Annotated in this window: 16 protein-coding genes; 7 read left to right on the forward strand and 9 right to left on the reverse strand. The window is 63.7% G+C overall.

Going from position 1 to position 15,078, the window contains the following annotated elements; all coding sequences use genetic code 11:
• Nucleotides 1-3: 3 nt before the first annotated feature.
• Nucleotides 4-3,129 carry an EAL domain-containing protein gene (locus EBS11_RS15835; RefSeq protein ID WP_290604247.1) on the reverse strand — a complete coding sequence of 1,042 codons (3,126 nt, stop codon included), beginning with the start codon at nt 3,127-3,129 and terminating at the stop codon, nt 4-6.
• 264 nt (nt 3,130-3,393) lie between these two features.
• Between EBS11_RS15835 and EBS11_RS15840 the strand changes: the two genes are divergently transcribed.
• Nucleotides 3,394-3,900: a DUF1993 domain-containing protein gene (locus EBS11_RS15840; RefSeq protein WP_034779265.1), complete on the forward strand. Its 507-nt coding sequence runs from the start codon at nt 3,394-3,396 to the stop codon at nt 3,898-3,900.
• 105 nt (nt 3,901-4,005) lie between these two features.
• Here the strand turns inward: EBS11_RS15840 and EBS11_RS15845 are convergent, their stop codons facing one another.
• Both EBS11_RS15845 and EBS11_RS15850 read right to left on the reverse strand, forming a co-directional pair.
• Nucleotides 4,006-4,200 (reverse strand): DUF1289 domain-containing protein, encoded by a 195-nt coding sequence (locus EBS11_RS15845; RefSeq protein ID WP_290604251.1) that lies wholly within the window; start codon nt 4,198-4,200, stop codon nt 4,006-4,008.
• Nucleotides 4,200-4,772 carry a DUF1415 domain-containing protein gene (locus tag EBS11_RS15850; RefSeq protein WP_290604253.1) on the reverse strand — a complete coding sequence of 191 codons (573 nt, stop codon included), beginning with the start codon at nt 4,770-4,772 and terminating at the stop codon, nt 4,200-4,202. The genes EBS11_RS15845 and EBS11_RS15850 overlap by 1 nt, the downstream gene beginning before the upstream one ends.
• A 327-nt stretch (nt 4,773-5,099) precedes the next feature.
• Here EBS11_RS15850 and EBS11_RS15855 point away from each other — a divergent pair, with 327 nt between their 5' ends.
• The 5 genes from EBS11_RS15855 to EBS11_RS15875 all read left to right on the forward strand — a co-directional run bounded on the left by EBS11_RS15855 (nt 5,100) and on the right by EBS11_RS15875 (nt 10,137).
• Nucleotides 5,100-6,512, forward strand: coding sequence for a transglycosylase SLT domain-containing protein (locus tag EBS11_RS15855; protein ID WP_290604255.1), 1,413 nt, complete (start codon nt 5,100-5,102; stop codon nt 6,510-6,512).
• A gap of 160 nt (nt 6,513-6,672) precedes the next feature.
• Nucleotides 6,673-7,461 carry an enoyl-ACP reductase FabI gene (gene fabI, locus EBS11_RS15860; protein ID WP_290604257.1) on the forward strand — a complete coding sequence of 263 codons (789 nt, stop codon included), beginning with the start codon at nt 6,673-6,675 and terminating at the stop codon, nt 7,459-7,461.
• Between the two features lie 72 nt (nt 7,462-7,533).
• Nucleotides 7,534-7,812, forward strand: a complete 279-nt coding sequence (locus EBS11_RS15865) for a hypothetical protein (protein WP_290604259.1) — start codon at nt 7,534-7,536, stop codon at nt 7,810-7,812.
• Nucleotides 7,813-7,814: 2 nt separating this feature from the next.
• Nucleotides 7,815-8,336 (forward strand): AlpA family phage regulatory protein, encoded by a 522-nt coding sequence (locus tag EBS11_RS15870; protein ID WP_290604261.1) that lies wholly within the window; start codon nt 7,815-7,817, stop codon nt 8,334-8,336.
• Between the two features lie 394 nt (nt 8,337-8,730).
• Complete coding sequence (locus EBS11_RS15875; protein WP_071322891.1) at nt 8,731-10,137, forward strand: DEAD/DEAH box helicase; 1,407 nt, start codon at nt 8,731-8,733, stop codon at nt 10,135-10,137.
• 88 nt (nt 10,138-10,225) lie between these two features.
• Here EBS11_RS15875 and EBS11_RS15880 read toward each other — a convergent pair whose 3' ends face one another.
• The 4 genes from EBS11_RS15880 to EBS11_RS15895 all read right to left on the reverse strand — a co-directional run bounded on the left by EBS11_RS15880 (nt 10,226) and on the right by EBS11_RS15895 (nt 11,797).
• Nucleotides 10,226-10,684, reverse strand: coding sequence for an acyl-CoA thioesterase (locus tag EBS11_RS15880; protein WP_152258266.1), 459 nt, complete (start codon nt 10,682-10,684; stop codon nt 10,226-10,228).
• 93 nt (nt 10,685-10,777) lie between these two features.
• Entirely contained in the window at nt 10,778-11,146 is a 369-nt protein-coding gene (locus EBS11_RS15885) for a hypothetical protein (RefSeq protein ID WP_131372926.1), read from the reverse strand.
• A 129-nt stretch (nt 11,147-11,275) separates the two neighbouring features.
• On the reverse strand, nt 11,276-11,413 hold the full coding sequence (locus EBS11_RS15890; protein WP_290604265.1) for a hypothetical protein: 138 nt from the start codon (nt 11,411-11,413) through the stop codon (nt 11,276-11,278).
• A 213-nt stretch (nt 11,414-11,626) separates the two neighbouring features.
• Nucleotides 11,627-11,797, reverse strand: a complete 171-nt coding sequence (locus EBS11_RS15895) for a hypothetical protein (RefSeq protein WP_290604266.1) — start codon at nt 11,795-11,797, stop codon at nt 11,627-11,629.
• Nucleotides 11,798-12,114: 317 nt separating this feature from the next.
• On the opposite strand from EBS11_RS15895, the gene pepA reads away from it, so the two are divergent.
• On the forward strand, nt 12,115-12,948 hold the full coding sequence (pepA, locus tag EBS11_RS15900) for a flocculation-associated PEP-CTERM protein PepA (protein ID WP_290604268.1): 834 nt from the start codon (nt 12,115-12,117) through the stop codon (nt 12,946-12,948).
• 79 nt (nt 12,949-13,027) lie between these two features.
• On the opposite strand, the gene EBS11_RS15905 is transcribed toward pepA, so the two are convergent.
• Entirely contained in the window at nt 13,028-14,137 is a 1,110-nt protein-coding gene (locus EBS11_RS15905) for a nitroreductase family protein (RefSeq protein ID WP_290604270.1), read from the reverse strand.
• Nucleotides 14,138-15,007, reverse strand: coding sequence for a ThiF family adenylyltransferase (locus EBS11_RS15910; RefSeq protein ID WP_290604272.1), 870 nt, complete (start codon nt 15,005-15,007; stop codon nt 14,138-14,140).
• Between the last annotated feature and the right edge of the window lie 71 nt (nt 15,008-15,078).

Raw genomic sequence — 15,078 nt, forward strand, 5'->3', positions numbered from 1 at the left:
CCTTTATCGTGGTGGGTGGTCGAGCCAGCGCTCCAGCATATCCTGCGCCAGCACCGGACGGCTATATAAATAGCCTTGCGCCAGCTTGCAGCCGTGGCGCAGCAGGAACGCCGCCTGCTCTTCCGTCTCCACGCCTTCGGCGATCACGGACAAGTGCATGCTCTTGCCCAGCTGGATGATGGCAATGGCGATGGCCTCGTCGTTGACGTCCGTCGAGATATCCTTGATGAAGGAGCGGTCGATCTTCAGCGTCTGCACGGGCAGCTGTTTCAGGTAAGCCAGCGAGGAATAGCCGGTGCCGAAGTCGTCGATGGCCAGACCCACGCCGATGGCATGCAGGTCGTTGATGAAGCCCAGCGCGTCGCCCGTGTTCATGATCACCGATTCCGTCACTTCCAGCTGCAGGCGCTGCGGTTCCAGGCCCGTTTCCCGGAGGATGTCGGCCACCATGCCGGCGATGCTGCCCCGCTCGAACTGTTTCACGGACAGGTTCACGGCCATCTTCGGCACGCGCAGGCCCTGCGCCTGCCAGTGCATCATCTGGCGGCACGCCGCGTCGAGCACCCATTTGCCCAGCTGGTTGATGAAGCCGCTGTCCTCGGCCAGCGGAATGAAGCGGGCCGGCGGCACCAGGCCCAGTTCCGGGTGATTCCAGCGCACGAGCGCCTCGACACCGACCAGGCGGCCCGTGTCGATTTCCACCTGCGGCTGGTAAGTGAGGAAGATTTCGTTCTTCTCGATCGAGCGGCGCAAAAAGGTTTCCAGGCGCAGGCGCTCGACGCCCTCGCCCGTCATCGACGGCGCGTAGAAGCGGTAGCCGTTGCGCCCGCGCGCCTTGGCCTGGTACATGGCCACGTCGGCATTGCGGATCAGCATGTTCAAGTCCAGCGCATCGTCCGGATACAGGCTGATGCCCACGCTGCAGGTGACGAACAGTTCATGGTCGGCCACCGTGAACGGCTGCTCGAACATGGTCATCAGCTTTTCCGCCACCTGCGTGGCGCCATACTCGCCATCGATACGCTCGAGCAGGACGATGAATTCGTCGCCGCCCAGGCGCGCCAGGGTGTCGCCTTCGCGCAGGCGGGCCGCTAGCTGGCCGGCCACCTTCTGCAGCAATTCGTCGCCCACGTGGTGGCCCAGGGTGTCGTTGACGTTCTTGAAACGGTCCAGGTCGATGAACAGGATGGCCAGCTGCTCCTGGTCGCGTCCGGCGCGCTGCAGGGCGTGCTGCAGGCGGTCGTGGAACAGCAGCCGGTTCGGCAGCGCCGTCAGGGGGTCGTGGTGCGCCATGTGGTCGAGCTTTTCCTGCGACTCCTTGATCAGGGTGATGTCGCTGAACACGCCCACGTAATGGGTGGTGCCGGCGCGCGTGTCGCGCACGGCGCTGATGGTCAGCCACTCCAGGTAGATTTCGCCGTTCTTGCGCCGGTTCCAGATCTCGCCGCGCCAGAAGCCGGAGACGGCCAGTTCCTCCCACAAGGCCTGGTAAAAGGCCGCGTCGTGGCGTTCCGAGCGCGTCAGCGACGCATGCCGCCCCAGCGCCTCCGCTTCGCTATAGCCCGTGATCTGCGTGAAGGCGGGATTGATGGTGACGATGATGCCGTCCGCATCGACCACCATCACGCCGTCGGCGATATGTTCGAGCACGGTGGCCGACAGGCGCAGCTTTTCCTCGGCTTCCTTGCGCGCCGTGATGTCGGCATACACCCAGATGCTGCCTTCGTTGGGCCGCAGCGGATCGAGGGCGCAGCCGCTGACGAGCGCCCAGAACAGGCTGCCGTCGCGGCGCTGGTACTGGCGTTCCTCGCTGAAGTCGCCCCCCAGGGCCAGGGCCGGGTACTGGCGCTCGCCCGCCTCCTCGAAATCATACGAGGAAGTGAAGACGATGGCCGTCGAATTGCCCATCATTTGACCGGGATCATAGCCGAACAGGTCTTCGCAGCGGCGATTCACGGAAATGATGCGGCGGTGGCGCACGAACATCACGCCGAACATGACGTTGTCGAGGATGGCGCTCTGTTCCGTCAGCAGCGCCTCGATGCGCATTTCGTGGTGCTTGCGCTGGCTGATGTCGGCGATGATGCCGTCCACCCAGGTCACGCCGTGCTCGCCCGCCTGCGGCTGGCCGTTCTCGGCCACCCAGCGCTCGGTGCCGAAGGCGTCGATGATGCGGTATTCCAGCGCGTACGGCTGCACCTCGAGCACGGCCTGCCTGACGGCGCGGCGGTGTTCGCGGCGGTCTTCCGGACAGATCAGGTCGGCCCAGGCATGCGTGGTGCCGCGCATGAACTGGCGCGCGGAATAGCCGGCGATTTCCTCGATGGCGTCGCTGACGAAGTCGATGGGCCCGTCGGGCCGGTAGCGGAAGACGGCGCCCGGCACCTGCGTGACGATGGTGCGGAAGCGCTCCTCGCGCTGGCCCACGTCCTCGAACAGCTGGCCGATGGCGGCGCGCATCTGTTCCAGCTGGGCCGCCAGCCGGCCCAGCTCGTCATTGCTGCCCGAATCCAGGCGCGTGTCGAAATCGCCGTGCGACAGGCGGTCGGAAAAGCGCATCAGGCGGCGCAGCGGCTTGAGCAGGCGGCGGTTCAGGAACAGCACGATCAGCGCCATCGACACGGCCAGCTGCGCGCCCAGCACGAAAATATACGCCACCTGCTTTTCGCGCAGCTCCTGCTGGCTGCGCGCATCGTCCATCTCGACCACGACGTGGCCGATGCGTTCGCCGCGCACGAGGATGTCGCGCTCGGCCCGGTACACATTGCCCACGGAACGCTGCGGCGCCTGCAGGCGGATGAATTCCGTGTCGCCCTGCCCCACCACCTGCACCAGCAGCACGGCGCGGTCGCGCATCACCGATTCGACCAGCGAATGGGCCGATTCCGCATTCATGTTCCACAGGGATTCCTGCATGCCCAGCGCGAGGATGTCGGCGTTGCGCTGCAGCGATTCGTTCAGGCTGGTGCGCGCCGACTGGCGCTCGTGCACGCCCACCAGCAGGTAGCTGCCGATGATGGCGGGAATGACCAGGCCGCCAAACACGACCAGCAGCAGGGCGCCATAGATCGACGAGCCATACAGGGCGCTCAGGCGGGCACGCAGGCGTTGGTAGGGTGAATTAGACATGCAGGAACGGGGCAACAGGGATCTGGCGAGCGATCATCGAACGTTTTACGGGGGAATCCGGGTGGATGGGGCGGGAAGAAACTTTTTCAGAAGCAATTATGCATGGAAAAAGCGGGAAAAGTCACCAATAAACACGCGCTGCCAGCCGCCGCATGCCATATGCACAGGGCCGAAAAACCACACGTGCGTGCGCAGCGCCCATGGCGGCCAGCAGAAAACCGCGCCGCTTGCTATCATCGCGCCACTTCACCTAGAGGAACCACCATGACCTTCTCCATCTATTCCGCATCGATCCCCGTCTTCAAACAGATCCTGGGCAGCCTGGCCGCCATCCTGGACAAGGCGGAAACACACGCGCAAGACAAGAAAATCGACCCGAACGCCCTGCTGCAGTTCCGCCTGTTCCCGGACATGCTGCCCTTCGTGCGCCAGATCCAGATCGCCACCGACTTCGCCAAAGGCTGCGGCGCGCGCCTGGCCGGCGTGGCCGTGCCGCCGTATGAAGACAGCGAACAGAGCTTTGCTGAACTGAAGGCGCGCATCGTGAAAACCATCGCCTTCCTGGAAAGCCTGCCGCAGGCGGACATCGACGGCAGCGAAACGCGCGCCATCACCACCGGCAGCGGCGAAAAGACCAAGCACTTCACGGGCCAGACCTATCTGTTCCACTACGCGCTGCCGCACTTCTTCTTCCACGCAACGACGGCGTACGACATCCTGCGCCACAACGGCATCGAAGTCGGTAAAAAAGATTTTATTGGCAGTTATTAATAGCTGACGCCAATAGTACCGGGGTCAGACCCTCGCGGCCGCCAACGCTGAGCTCTGCGTTAGCGTCCTTGGGGGTCTGACCCCAGCAGTTGCCGTTGGGTCAAATCAAGTATTCCGGCGCGGATACCCCTGCGCCAGAATGCGTACCCACACCACTTCCTTCTCTTCATCCGTCATCGACACCCAGTGGGCCACTTCCACCACGGTGCGGCCGCAGCCGCGGCAGATTTCATCGAAAGTGGTCGAGCACACGGCCACGCAGGGCGTGTCCGGGCGCAGCGGCAAGTCCTTGTCCGCCATCAGGACACCTTCGGCACGCCGAGCTTTTCCCAGCCGTCGATGCCCAGTTTTTCCAGAGTGGCAATATTCTTGTCGAAAATCTCGGACGCTTCCGGGAACGCTTCCACGGCGCGCTCGATGCTGTCTTCGCGCAGCAGGTGCAGGGTGGGGTATGGCGAACGGTTGGTGTAATTGCTGATGTCGTCCTCGAACGTCTCGGCAAACTGGTAGTGCGGGTGGAAACTGGCCACCTGCAGTTCGCCGGCCAGGTGCATGTCTTCCACGGCCGCGTCGGCCACGTCGAGGAATTCGTTGTAGTCGAGGAAGTCGTTCAGGGTGTACGGGTGGATCAGCAGGGTCGTGTCGATCTGCTCGGGGTCCGCATCGGCCAGGATTTGCAGCTCGTCCATCAGCAGCGCCAGCAGATCTTCCGGATTGCTGGAATCGCAGACCACGTAGCGGATCTGCTTCTTGACGTGCACGGCCTTGGCGAACGGGCACAGGTTCAGGCCGATCACGGCTTTTTCCATCCAGGCAACGGTATTGGCGATGATGACGGCGTGGTCGTCGTCGTGGCGCGGCGGGGTGTTCATATGCGTACTCTCTATCGGTGACGTGGCCGGCGCGCAATTGGCCAGCCAAAGCCAAATTGTACGCACTCTTTGCGCAGTCTCATACCCGGCGCTTGCCAGGCTTGCGCCGGCTTCGTCGCCATGTATGCTATAACAGCGGCCGAATCACGCAAACGGCAAATTAAATTTGCAATAATTGCACTATTGGCGAATGGAAACTTAGCTATTTCCGCCTATGTGCTGTCATCATGCTGACATAATTCTTGACTCCGGCATGTGGATATACGTACACTCGCTGCTTAATCATGGGTCTGTCCGATGTTTCTCCGACGACAACAATGGAACACTATGCACGAAAACTCCTTTAAATCGACCGTCCTGGCGGCGTTGGCCCTGGCGCTTGCGCCCGCCCTCAGCCAGGCGTACGAAGCCGGTGTTGAGAGCGATAACGCGCCAGTCGCCGCCGCCGCACCTGCCCTGATCCCGATGACGCCCCAAGTCACGGCGAAACTCCCCACCCTCGACAACCGCCTGCAAAAGACCGACCGCCTGCTGAAAAACCTCAGCGACAGCTCCGATCCGCTGCGCGAAGCCGACGTCTGGGGCCGCATCCGCAGCGGCTATGCGATTCCCGACATTAACAACCAGCTGGTGGCCAACCACGTCAACTGGTACGCCACCCGCCCCGACTACATCGCCCGCACGACGGCGCGCGCCTCGCGCTACATCTTCCATGTGGTGCAGGAACTGGAAAAGCGCGGCATGCCGACGGAACTGGCCTTGCTGCCATTCATCGAGTCCGCCTTCAACCCGCAGGCGTTCTCCAGCGCGAATGCGGCCGGCATGTGGCAATTCGTGCCCGCCACGGGACGCGACTTCAACCTCAAGCAGAACATGTTCAAGGACGAGCGCCGCGGCGTGCTGGCCTCGACCGATGCGGCCCTGACGTATCTGCAGCGCCTGTATGACATGTTTGGCGACTGGCAACTGGCCCTGGCCGCCTACAACTGGGGCGAAGGCTCCGTGCAGCGCGCCATCAAGAAAAACCAGGCGCTGGGCAAGCCCACCGATTTCGAAAGCCTGGCCGACCTGATGCCGGCCGAGACGCGCAACTACGTGCCCAAGCTGCAGGCGGTGAAGAACATCATCGCCAATCCGGCCCAGTACGGCCTGACCCTGCCCGTCGTCGACAACCAGCCCTACTTCACGGCCATCGACAAGACGAGCGACATCGACATCACCGTCGCCGCCCAGCTGGCCGAACTGTCGATGGACGAATTCAAGGCCCTGAATCCCCAATTTAACCGCCCCGTCATCATCGGCGGCGAAAAGACGAAGATCCTGTTGCCACAGGAAAACGCCGCCAAGTTCACCACCAACCTGGCGCAATGGGGCCATGCCTTGTCGAGCTGGACCACGCACAAGATCACCAACGCGCGCGAACGCCTGGAAACCCTGGCGTCGAAATTCGGCACCACGGCCGACGTGCTGCGCCAGGCCAACAACATTCCCCAGCGTACCCGCCTGCGTGCCGGTTCCACCATCCTCGTGCCGAAAACGTCGGCCACGATGAACAAGGACATCACCCAGGAAATCGCCGACAGCGCCACCATGCTGCTGGAAGCGGACCGTCCCGAACGGGTCGCCAAGGCCGCGCACCGCGCCGCCAAGGGTGGCAAGGTGCAGGCCGCGCCCATCTCCCTGGTGAAACCGCGCATCCAGCGCGGCGGCGGCAACAACCGCGCCAAGGCCCGCCATTGAGTACACCTGGCATAAGCTAGTGCGCGTCGCGACGCTGCTGTCAGGCGTTGTCAGGCTACGCCACCCGCCCAGCACCTGATGCCCACCGGCCGCCACAGCCTAGCTGTCGCGGCCGGTGGTACATCCGCTCTACCCGCCCACCACCCAGACAGGAGTCGTCATGGCTTTCTTGCAAGGCAAAAAAATCCTCATCACGGGCCTGCTGTCGAATCGCTCCATCGCCTACGGCATCGCCAAGGCTTGCCACCGTGAAGGCGCCACCCTCGCCTTCACCTATGTGGGCGAGCGCTTCAAGGAGCGCATCACGGAATTTGCGGCCGAATTCGGCAGCGAACTGGTCTTCGACTGCGACGTGGCCAGCGATGAGCAGATCAGCGCCGTCTTCCGCGACCTGGCGCAGCACTGGGAACACCTCGACGGCCTCGTGCACGCCATCGGCTTCGCCCCGCGCGAAGCCATCGCCGGCGACTTCCTCGACGGCCTGTCGCGCGACAGTTTCCGCATCGCCCACGACATTTCCGCCTACAGCTTTCCTGCCATGGCCAAGGCCGCCCTGCCCCTGCTGCATCCGGGCGCGTCCGTGCTGACCCTGACCTACCTGGGCGCCGTGCGCGCCGTGCCCTACTACAACACCATGGGCCTGGCCAAGGCCTCGCTGGAAGCGTCCGTGCGCTACCTGGCCGAATCGCTGGGTCCGCGCGGTATCCGCGCCAACGGCATCTCCGCCGGCCCCATCAAGACCTTGGCCGCTTCCGGCATCAAGGATTTCGGTAAACTCCTGGGCTTCGTGGCCGAGCACGCCCCGCTGCGGCGCAACGTGACCATCGAAGAAGTGGGCAACACGGCCGCCTTTCTGCTGTCCGACCTGGCCTCGGGCATCACGGGCGAGATTACCTACGTCGATGGCGGCTTTTCGCAAGTGATGGCCGTCAATCCGGAAGTAGAGTAATGCGGTGATGACCGTTATTTGGCGGTTGTCACTTGACAACCGTCAAATAACGGTCTACCTTGGAGGCATCGCATGGCGCGCTCCCCGCACCCCAAGAAAGAAATCGAAGCGGCGCTGCGCCACGCGGAAAGCCAGGGCTGGCGCGTGGAAACGGGCGGCAGCCATGCCTGGGGCAAGATCTATTGCCCCTACAATAATGACGGCTGCCGTTGCGGCGCATTCTGCATCGCCTGCATCTGGAGCACGCCGAAAAATCCCGGCAACCACGCGCGGGCGATCCGCCGGGCGGTCGATCATTGCAGCGTGCACAAGCTGCTGCATGCCTTCGAGCAGCGCCAGACCAGGGAATAGCCATGGACTACATCTTCACCCTCAAATACCGCCTGCCGGACGACGAAACCGACCTCGACGCGCTGGCCGGGCGCCTGGGCAGCGGCGGCTGCGACGATGCGCTCGTGGGCATCGGGCAAGCGGGCCGCCTGGCGCTGGAATTCACGCGCGAGGCCGGCAGCGCCAGCGCGGCGCTGCAAAGCGCCATGGCCGACGTGAAAGCCGTCGTGCCCGGCGCCCGCCTCGTCGAGGCCGCGCCCGACTTCGTGGGGCTGACGGACGTGGCCCAGGTGCTGGGCCTGTCCCGGCAAAACCTGCACAAGCTGATGAACAAACACCGCCACAGCTTTCCCGCCCCCGTGCACGAAGGCAGCGCCACCATCTGGCACCTGGCCGACGTGCTGGCGTGGCTGCATGCCAGGGGCAGTTACCAGCTGGAACGCGGCCTGATCGACGTGGCCCGGGCGGCGCGGCAAATCAACCTGGCGCGGGAAGCGACGCAGACGCCGCCGCTGCCCGCCGACATGAGCGCCCTGCTCGCCTGATGGGCCGGGAACTGCGCGAAAACTACGTATTCATACTGATTTCACATAGGAAACACGGACAAAACGTGGTAGGCCCCGCGTTTATTCCCATTTAGACAGTGCAAAATGCCGGCAAATACGGTATAGTGTCGTTGTGCGCTGCAATATGTTTCCTTGAAGCGATGGCAACACCGCAGTTACATGCACTACAAACTTAGCAGCTTCGCAAGCCTTAGCGCATCCACAGGATGCCGCTTAATAAAGCCCTCCCGCCTTGTGTGTCGCACCTGACACCGTCCCGGCGCAAAGCTTTTGTGCCGAAATTTCTTTCTAGTTGAGTCATTTCGTTTTGGTTGGCGTTGCTATTTTGCGTTCTGCTTTTTGCAAGAACGCTGATTTTCACGAAAGAAAAAGAATGACATTTGAATCCTTAGGCCTGCATCCGTCCATCCTCGCCGCTCTGACCGAATCGGGCTACACCGCGCCAACCGCGGTACAGTCGCAAGCGATTCCCGCCGCGATCGAAGGCCGTGACCTGCTGGTCTCGTCGCAGACCGGTTCGGGCAAGACCGCAGCATTCATGCTGCCGTCGCTGCACAAACTGGCCAGCGCCGAACAAAGCGCCGCCGGCAAGACGCCGAACCAGGAAATGCAAGCATCGCGCGCCCGTGGCGAGCGTCCACGCTTCAAGGCTGCCCAGCCAAAAATGCTGGTGCTGACGCCGACGCGCGAACTGGCCCTGCAAGTGACCACCAACACCGACAAGTACAGCACCGGCATCCGCCGCATCAAGGCCGTATCGATCCTGGGCGGCATGCCTTACCCGAAACAGATGCAATTGCTGGCCAAGAATCCTGAGATCCTGGTCGCTACCCCTGGCCGTCTGATCGACCACATGGATTCGGGCAAGATCGACTTCTCGCAACTGGAAATCCTGGTGCTGGACGAAGCCGACCGCATGCTGGACATGGGTTTCATCGACGACATCGAAAAAATCGTCGAAGCGACGCCGGAAGGCCGCCAGACCATGCTGTTCTCGGCAACCCTGGATGGCGTGGTCGGCAACATGGCCCGCCGCATCACGAAAAACCCGCTGGTCATCCAGGTGGCAAGCTCGAGCAACAAGCATGAAAACATCACGCAGCGCGTGCACTTCGTCGACGACCTGTCGCACAAGAATCGCCTGCTGGACCACCTGCTGCGCGACGAAACGCTGGACCAGGCTGTTGTGTTCACCGCCACCAAGCGTGACGCCGACACCATCGCCGACCGCCTGAACATCGCCGGTTTCTCGGCTGCCGCCCTGCACGGCGACATGCACCAGGGCGCGCGTAACCGCACCCTGGACGGCATGCGCCGCGGCCAGGTGAAGGTGCTGGTTGCCACCGACGTTGCCGCCCGCGGCATCGACGTGCCAACGATCACCCACGTGTTCAACTACGACCTGCCGAAGTTCCCGGAAGACTACGTCCACCGCATCGGCCGTACCGGCCGCGCTGGCCGCAATGGCCTGGCCATCTCGCTGGTGAACCACGCTGAAGGCATGAACGTCAAGCGCATCGAACGCTTCACCAAGCAATTGATCCCGGTCAATGTCATCGAAGGTTTCGAGCCGAAGAAAACGGCCTCGGCACCACGTTCGAGCGCCCGTCCAGGCGGCTGGAAACCAGGCGACAACCGCGGCGGCGCGAAACCGGGCCAACGCACGTTCAGCAAGCCGGGCGCACCGCGTAAAGACGGCGCACCTAGCACCGGCGGCGGCTACAAGGGTTCCAACCCGCGCAGCACCGACGGCGCACGCCGCAGCTACGGCGACCGTTAATCACGGTTCCCTGCCGCCAGCAGGCGGCAGACAATAAAAAAACGGCCACCAGATCGCTCTGGTGGCCGTTTTTTTATTGTCCGGCAATTTACTTCTTCGACACCTTCTGGCGCGACAGCTTGCGCAGCTTGGCCTGCTCGAAGCGCAGCTGCTGCTCCGGCGTCTCCAGCACCAGCGGCGGCACGGCCACGGGCTTGCGGTTGGCATCCACGGCCACCATGGTGAAGTAGCAGCTGTTGGCGTGGCGCACCAGGCGCTGCTGGATGTTTTCCGTCACCACGCGGATGCCCACTTCCATCGACGTCGTGCCCGTGTAGTTGATCGAGGCCAGGAAGGTCACCAGTTCGCCCACGTGGATGGGCTGCAGGAACATCACCTGGTCCACGGACAGGGTCACTACGTAGCTGCCCGAATAGCGGCTGGCGCAGGCATAGGCGACGCTGTCGAGATATTTCAGGATGGTGCCGCCGTGCACGTTGCCGGAAAAGTTGGCCATATCGGGCGTCATCAGGACCGTCATCGTCAGTTCGTGGGCCGACCAGTTCATCGCGCTGTCCAAAGTGTTCTCCAAAGGGGATGGTTTATCAATGCATGGGGGATATGAAAACCGGCCCCAGGGGCCGGTGGCAGGGACCGGCTGTTACAGTCCCAGGGTGTCGATGTCGGCCAGCGAGTCGCGGCCCTTGTCGGAAATGTCGTGGCCCTCGCCTTCGGCGCGCGCCACGATGTGGGCTTTCTTGCCCAGGAAGTAGGCCACGTCCGTGTCCAGCTTGGTCAGCGGATCGGCAGCCACGGCGCGCAAGCCCATGATGCAGCGGCGCAGGAACAGCATCTGCTGGGCCTTCTCGGTGATGGACAGGCGGCCATCGCGCGCGTAGCTGAGCAGCTTCAGGCCGGACAGGCGCTTGGCATTGCGAGCAACGCAAGCGCTGGGGCGCTCGGTCTTGATGCCGCGTGCAACTTGCTCCAGCGCGTCATATTCATCGGTTGTTAATTTCTCGTTCTTCATTACTTTTCCATAAAAGGCCAGGTGTTCGGCCCCCATGGTACGCGCCCCGCTGCGCATCGGCAACAGGCAACGTGATTCAGCCGCCGCCCGCCCCGCGGACGGCGCGCTGAAAAGACGCCAGGACGGCGCTTATTTGTAGCTGCGCAGCAGCAGCCAGGCCAGGCCGCAACCAGCCACGGCGCCAGCCAGCGCCAGTGCCACCATGTTCTTGCTGGTGATCACAGGGCGACGGCCCAGGTAAATTTTGTTATGCAAGGAATTGCCCATGATGGTCTCCTGTACAAGAATTTTTATGATGTCTCATTATAAGAACAGAATCGTGACGGCCGCATGACACACAGCAGTTCAGCCTTGATTTGTATCCACTCGGCAACGTTTATTGGCATTTTTGTTGTTTAAATGGCGTGGCTATCCGGCCGCCCGCGCAATCCATTTCCGACTAGAAATAAACAGGGCGTGCGGCAGCACGGCGCCTCGCGTTCAGCCCATCTTGACGGGTGGCGGCGGCGTCGGCTCCTCGACGGGCACGGGCTCCGTGTGGGGCGGCTTTTCCGCTGGCGGCACCAGCGGATCGCCTTCGGGCGGCGGCGGGATATCCGGTTCGGGCGTGCTGTGCGCACGCAGCGGGGCGTGACGGGATGGTAGTTGCATGGTGTGACCTCCTTTGCCTGCAACTGTAGCCCAGGACGGGAAAGGCTGGCGCCCGCAAGCGGCGCCCTGCCGGCACGCCGTCCCGTGCCAGACGCGGGCCGCGCCGGCCCTGGCCTTCCCGGCCGCCGTGAACAGGCGGCGCGAAACGTCGGCTTTCTTTACACGCGCGCGCAAAATGGCTGACCCGTTTTTGTAAGTCCTTGAATGTAAATAGAAAGATGAGATGGTACAAATTCTGCTTGAAGGGCGTATGAGGTTATCTGAGGCAGACGCCACAGTGACCTGGTCCGATCAACCCTCACGCTGAAGGAAATGCCATGAAACCGCTGTCCTCATTCCTGCGTCTCGCACTCTCCGCGGCCGTCATCGGCGCCGCGCTGATCAGCGCGCCCGCATCCGCCGGTCCTTTGTTTACCGTCAATGAAGGTTCCGTTCCCGGCGCCGCCCCCAACCTGGTGGTGGCCGACCGCATCAGCTTTGAATATCACGCGCGCATCGAACAGACCATCGTGGGTGGTCTCGGCGGCGGCAACGATCCCTTCACTGAAACGGGCTTCCTGAGCAAGGCCGCGTTCGGCACCCCCGCCAACGGCAGCATTCCATCGCAGCTGAACGCCCTCAATGGCTATGGCATGTATGGCCTGTTCACCATCACCGGCCAGGCGGACGCCCTGGCTGCCGGCATCCATGCCACCTTCCAGACCCTGACCATGACGCTGTACATCGATCCCAACCAGGATACGACGCTGTCGCTCAGCAACGTCGCAGGCTCGCCGGTGAACGTGGGCGGCATCTCCGCGGATGACTATGCAATCGTGACCTACACCCTCGATGTGGGCGAAGCGCACATTTTCGACGGCCTGGCCCAAGGCGACTTCAAGGCCTTGCTTAACGCGACGCTGACTCCGCAAGGACAATTATTCTTCGTCAATCCCAATCCGTTTTTCCCCCTGGAGTCTCTCAGCGGGAATACGAACAGTTTCGTCGGCGGCAGCCTGACCGACAGTTTCGTCGCGATGGCCGATGGGGGCGGCCTGGAATTGTTCCAGGCGGCAGTACCTGAGCCAGGCACGATCGCCCTGCTGGGCATCGGCCTGTTTGGCCTGGGCATGACTGCGCGCCGCCAGCAAGAGGGACAGCGCAAGTCCTGACATGGGCATCACCCCGCTGAAAAGCCGCCGGCATCCCCGGCGGCTTTTTCCGCTGCGGCAGCGCCCCGGCGCATGCCGTTCACGCCGGCGGCCTTGCCTCGGCCGGCGCCACCAGCAAGTCCTGCAGCGGCCGGCGCAGGGAACGGGCCTGCGCCGCCGGCCCGGCGCCCAGGCGGCCGAGAAACACGGCCCGCCCGGCGGCCGCCGTCCCCAGCACGGCCTGGCATTGCGCCGCCAGGTCCTGCGCCAATTCCTGCATGCCATCCGTGCGGGAAAAGGCCCGCCGTTCGCGCACGTAGCGGGAAAAGATCAGCGGCGTCAATTCCGGCTGCAGTTGCAGGCCCAGCTGCGTGGCCGTCAGCCAGAAGCGCTGCACGGCCCTGCCGGCCGCCACATAGTCGTCCGTGTGGCGCGGCGGCGCCTCGGCCAGCAGCAGGAAATGCGCGCCGCAGTAGATACCTGGCAGCAAGTCCATCTGCAGGCGCGGCGCGACGGTGCCCGCCAGCCAGGTATTGAAGAAGTCCACGCGGCGCCAGCTTTGCATGACCCAGCGCATCAGCCGCGCCGTCATGGGGTCCACGCCCAATGCCTGGTCCGGGATGCGGTCGGCGCTGTAGCGCGCGCCCCACTCGATGACGTCGCGGTGCACCTTGTGCGCTTCGGGCATGGTCAGGCGCAGGCGGGCATTGTCGAACATCAGGCGCGCGCAGGCCAGGCGCGCGCGCCAGCCCTCGAACCATTGCACCTGGTAGCCCGGCGGCAGGCTGGCCGCCAGCGCCGCCTTTTCGCTGGCGCGCAGGCGGCGCGTGCTGAGCCGGCGCCGCTGCACGCTGCGCCGGGGCAGGAAGGCCGCCAGCGGGTCGGGCGCCAGGCCGGGACTGTCGACAAAATGCACGTCGAAGGTGGGCAAGGTCTCGGGCATGTCCGCGCGCCGGCGCGCCGCCATGCGCAAGCCATGGCTGCTGGCCGCCAGCGCCATGCTTTCCAGCAAGGCACCCAGCGACAGCTGGCTGGGATGGCCGTCGAGGTCGTACACGCAATGGCTGCGCGTATCGAAGCCGTGCACGACGACGTGGCGCCCGTCGACGACTTCGAAGCGCCACGGCTGCGTATTGTCGCCGCTGGGCGCCCAGCGCGCCTGGTCGAGGATGTTTTCCAGGACGGGATCGATCTGCAGTGCTGGCGCCATTTATGCCCCCTGCGCCGCGCGGCGCCGCTTGATGATGGCCATCGCCAGGCGTTGCAGCGGGTGGCGGTTGCCGCCGGGACGCCAGGTATGCACGAGCTTGTTGCGGTAGGCATCGAAATGCTGGCCGTGCGGCGCCGCCAGCACCTTGCCGCGTTTCAACAAGATCTTCAACGCTTCCGTGGCGGCCGCGCCCGCGCACAGCTGGCAGCCCATGATGGTCGACGGCCCGCGCCGCTCCTTCAGATTGATGGCGGACGGGTCCACCAGGTAGGGGCCGTGCAGGCCGGCCGGCGCCAGCCCGACGAGGAAGCGCAGGGCTTTTTCTTCCTCGGGCAAGTCGCCCCAGCCGAAATATTCCTCGAACGTCATGCCGCCCGGCAAGAAGTTGAGCACGGCCGTGCCCATGCCCAGCGGCGCGGCCGTGATGGCGGGGATGCCCAGGTGCGCGCAGCGGGCGAACGTGGCCTGGCGCGCGGGGAAAGCGAAGAAATCTAGGCCATCCACGTACAGGTCCACGCCGTCGAAGAATTCGGCCAGATTGCTGTCATGTATGCCATCGGGAAATTGTTTAATCTCCAGTTCGGGATTGATATCCCGCGCCATCTGCGCCAGCACGGCCACCTTGGGCTGGCCCAGGGTAGAGACCATGGCGCCCGCCTGGCGGTTGAAGTTGGCGATATCGAAGGTGTCGAAGTCGGCGATGTGGAAGGCGCCGATGCCCAGCCGCGCCAGGGTCAGCAAATGCACGCCGCCCACGCCCCCCATGCCGGCGATGGCCACGCGCTTGCCGCGCAAGCTCTCCTGCTCCGCCTGCGTGACCCAGCCCAGGTTGCGGGCGAACGCCGCGTGATAGGAAAAACCGTCTGTCATGCTCACCTCTACTCTACGTCCGCGAAGGACCAAGAAGGGTTTGACAGACGATCAGGCGCCAAGTTCCCTTG

The organism is Janthinobacterium sp. (assembly GCF_009923995.1).
In the GTDB taxonomy this organism is placed as follows: domain Bacteria; phylum Pseudomonadota; class Gammaproteobacteria; order Burkholderiales; family Burkholderiaceae_D; genus Janthinobacterium.

Excerpts from the sequence above, each read along its gene's own strand:
- EBS11_RS15835 (WP_290604247.1), bottom strand. The coding sequence starts at position 3,129 with ATGTCTAATTCACCCTACCAACGCCTGCGTGCCCGCCTGAGCGCCCTG.
- EBS11_RS15840 (WP_034779265.1), top strand. The coding sequence starts at position 3,394 with ATGACCTTCTCCATCTATTCCGCATCGATCCCCGTCTTCAAACAGATC.
- EBS11_RS15845 (WP_290604251.1), bottom strand. The coding sequence starts at position 4,200 with ATGGCGGACAAGGACTTGCCGCTGCGCCCGGACACGCCCTGCGTGGCC.
- EBS11_RS15850 (WP_290604253.1), bottom strand. The coding sequence starts at position 4,772 with ATGAACACCCCGCCGCGCCACGACGACGACCACGCCGTCATCATCGCC.
- EBS11_RS15855 (WP_290604255.1), top strand. The coding sequence starts at position 5,100 with ATGCACGAAAACTCCTTTAAATCGACCGTCCTGGCGGCGTTGGCCCTG.
- fabI (WP_290604257.1), top strand. The coding sequence starts at position 6,673 with ATGGCTTTCTTGCAAGGCAAAAAAATCCTCATCACGGGCCTGCTGTCG.
- EBS11_RS15865 (WP_290604259.1), top strand. The coding sequence starts at position 7,534 with ATGGCGCGCTCCCCGCACCCCAAGAAAGAAATCGAAGCGGCGCTGCGC.
- EBS11_RS15870 (WP_290604261.1), top strand. The coding sequence starts at position 7,815 with ATGGACTACATCTTCACCCTCAAATACCGCCTGCCGGACGACGAAACC.
- EBS11_RS15875 (WP_071322891.1), top strand. The coding sequence starts at position 8,731 with ATGACATTTGAATCCTTAGGCCTGCATCCGTCCATCCTCGCCGCTCTG.
- EBS11_RS15880 (WP_152258266.1), bottom strand. The coding sequence starts at position 10,684 with ATGAACTGGTCGGCCCACGAACTGACGATGACGGTCCTGATGACGCCC.
- EBS11_RS15885 (WP_131372926.1), bottom strand. The coding sequence starts at position 11,146 with ATGAAGAACGAGAAATTAACAACCGATGAATATGACGCGCTGGAGCAA.
- EBS11_RS15890 (WP_290604265.1), bottom strand. The coding sequence starts at position 11,413 with ATGGGCAATTCCTTGCATAACAAAATTTACCTGGGCCGTCGCCCTGTG.
- EBS11_RS15895 (WP_290604266.1), bottom strand. The coding sequence starts at position 11,797 with ATGCAACTACCATCCCGTCACGCCCCGCTGCGTGCGCACAGCACGCCC.
- pepA (WP_290604268.1), top strand. The coding sequence starts at position 12,115 with ATGAAACCGCTGTCCTCATTCCTGCGTCTCGCACTCTCCGCGGCCGTC.
- EBS11_RS15905 (WP_290604270.1), bottom strand. The coding sequence starts at position 14,137 with ATGGCGCCAGCACTGCAGATCGATCCCGTCCTGGAAAACATCCTCGAC.
- EBS11_RS15910 (WP_290604272.1), bottom strand. The coding sequence starts at position 15,007 with ATGACAGACGGTTTTTCCTATCACGCGGCGTTCGCCCGCAACCTGGGC.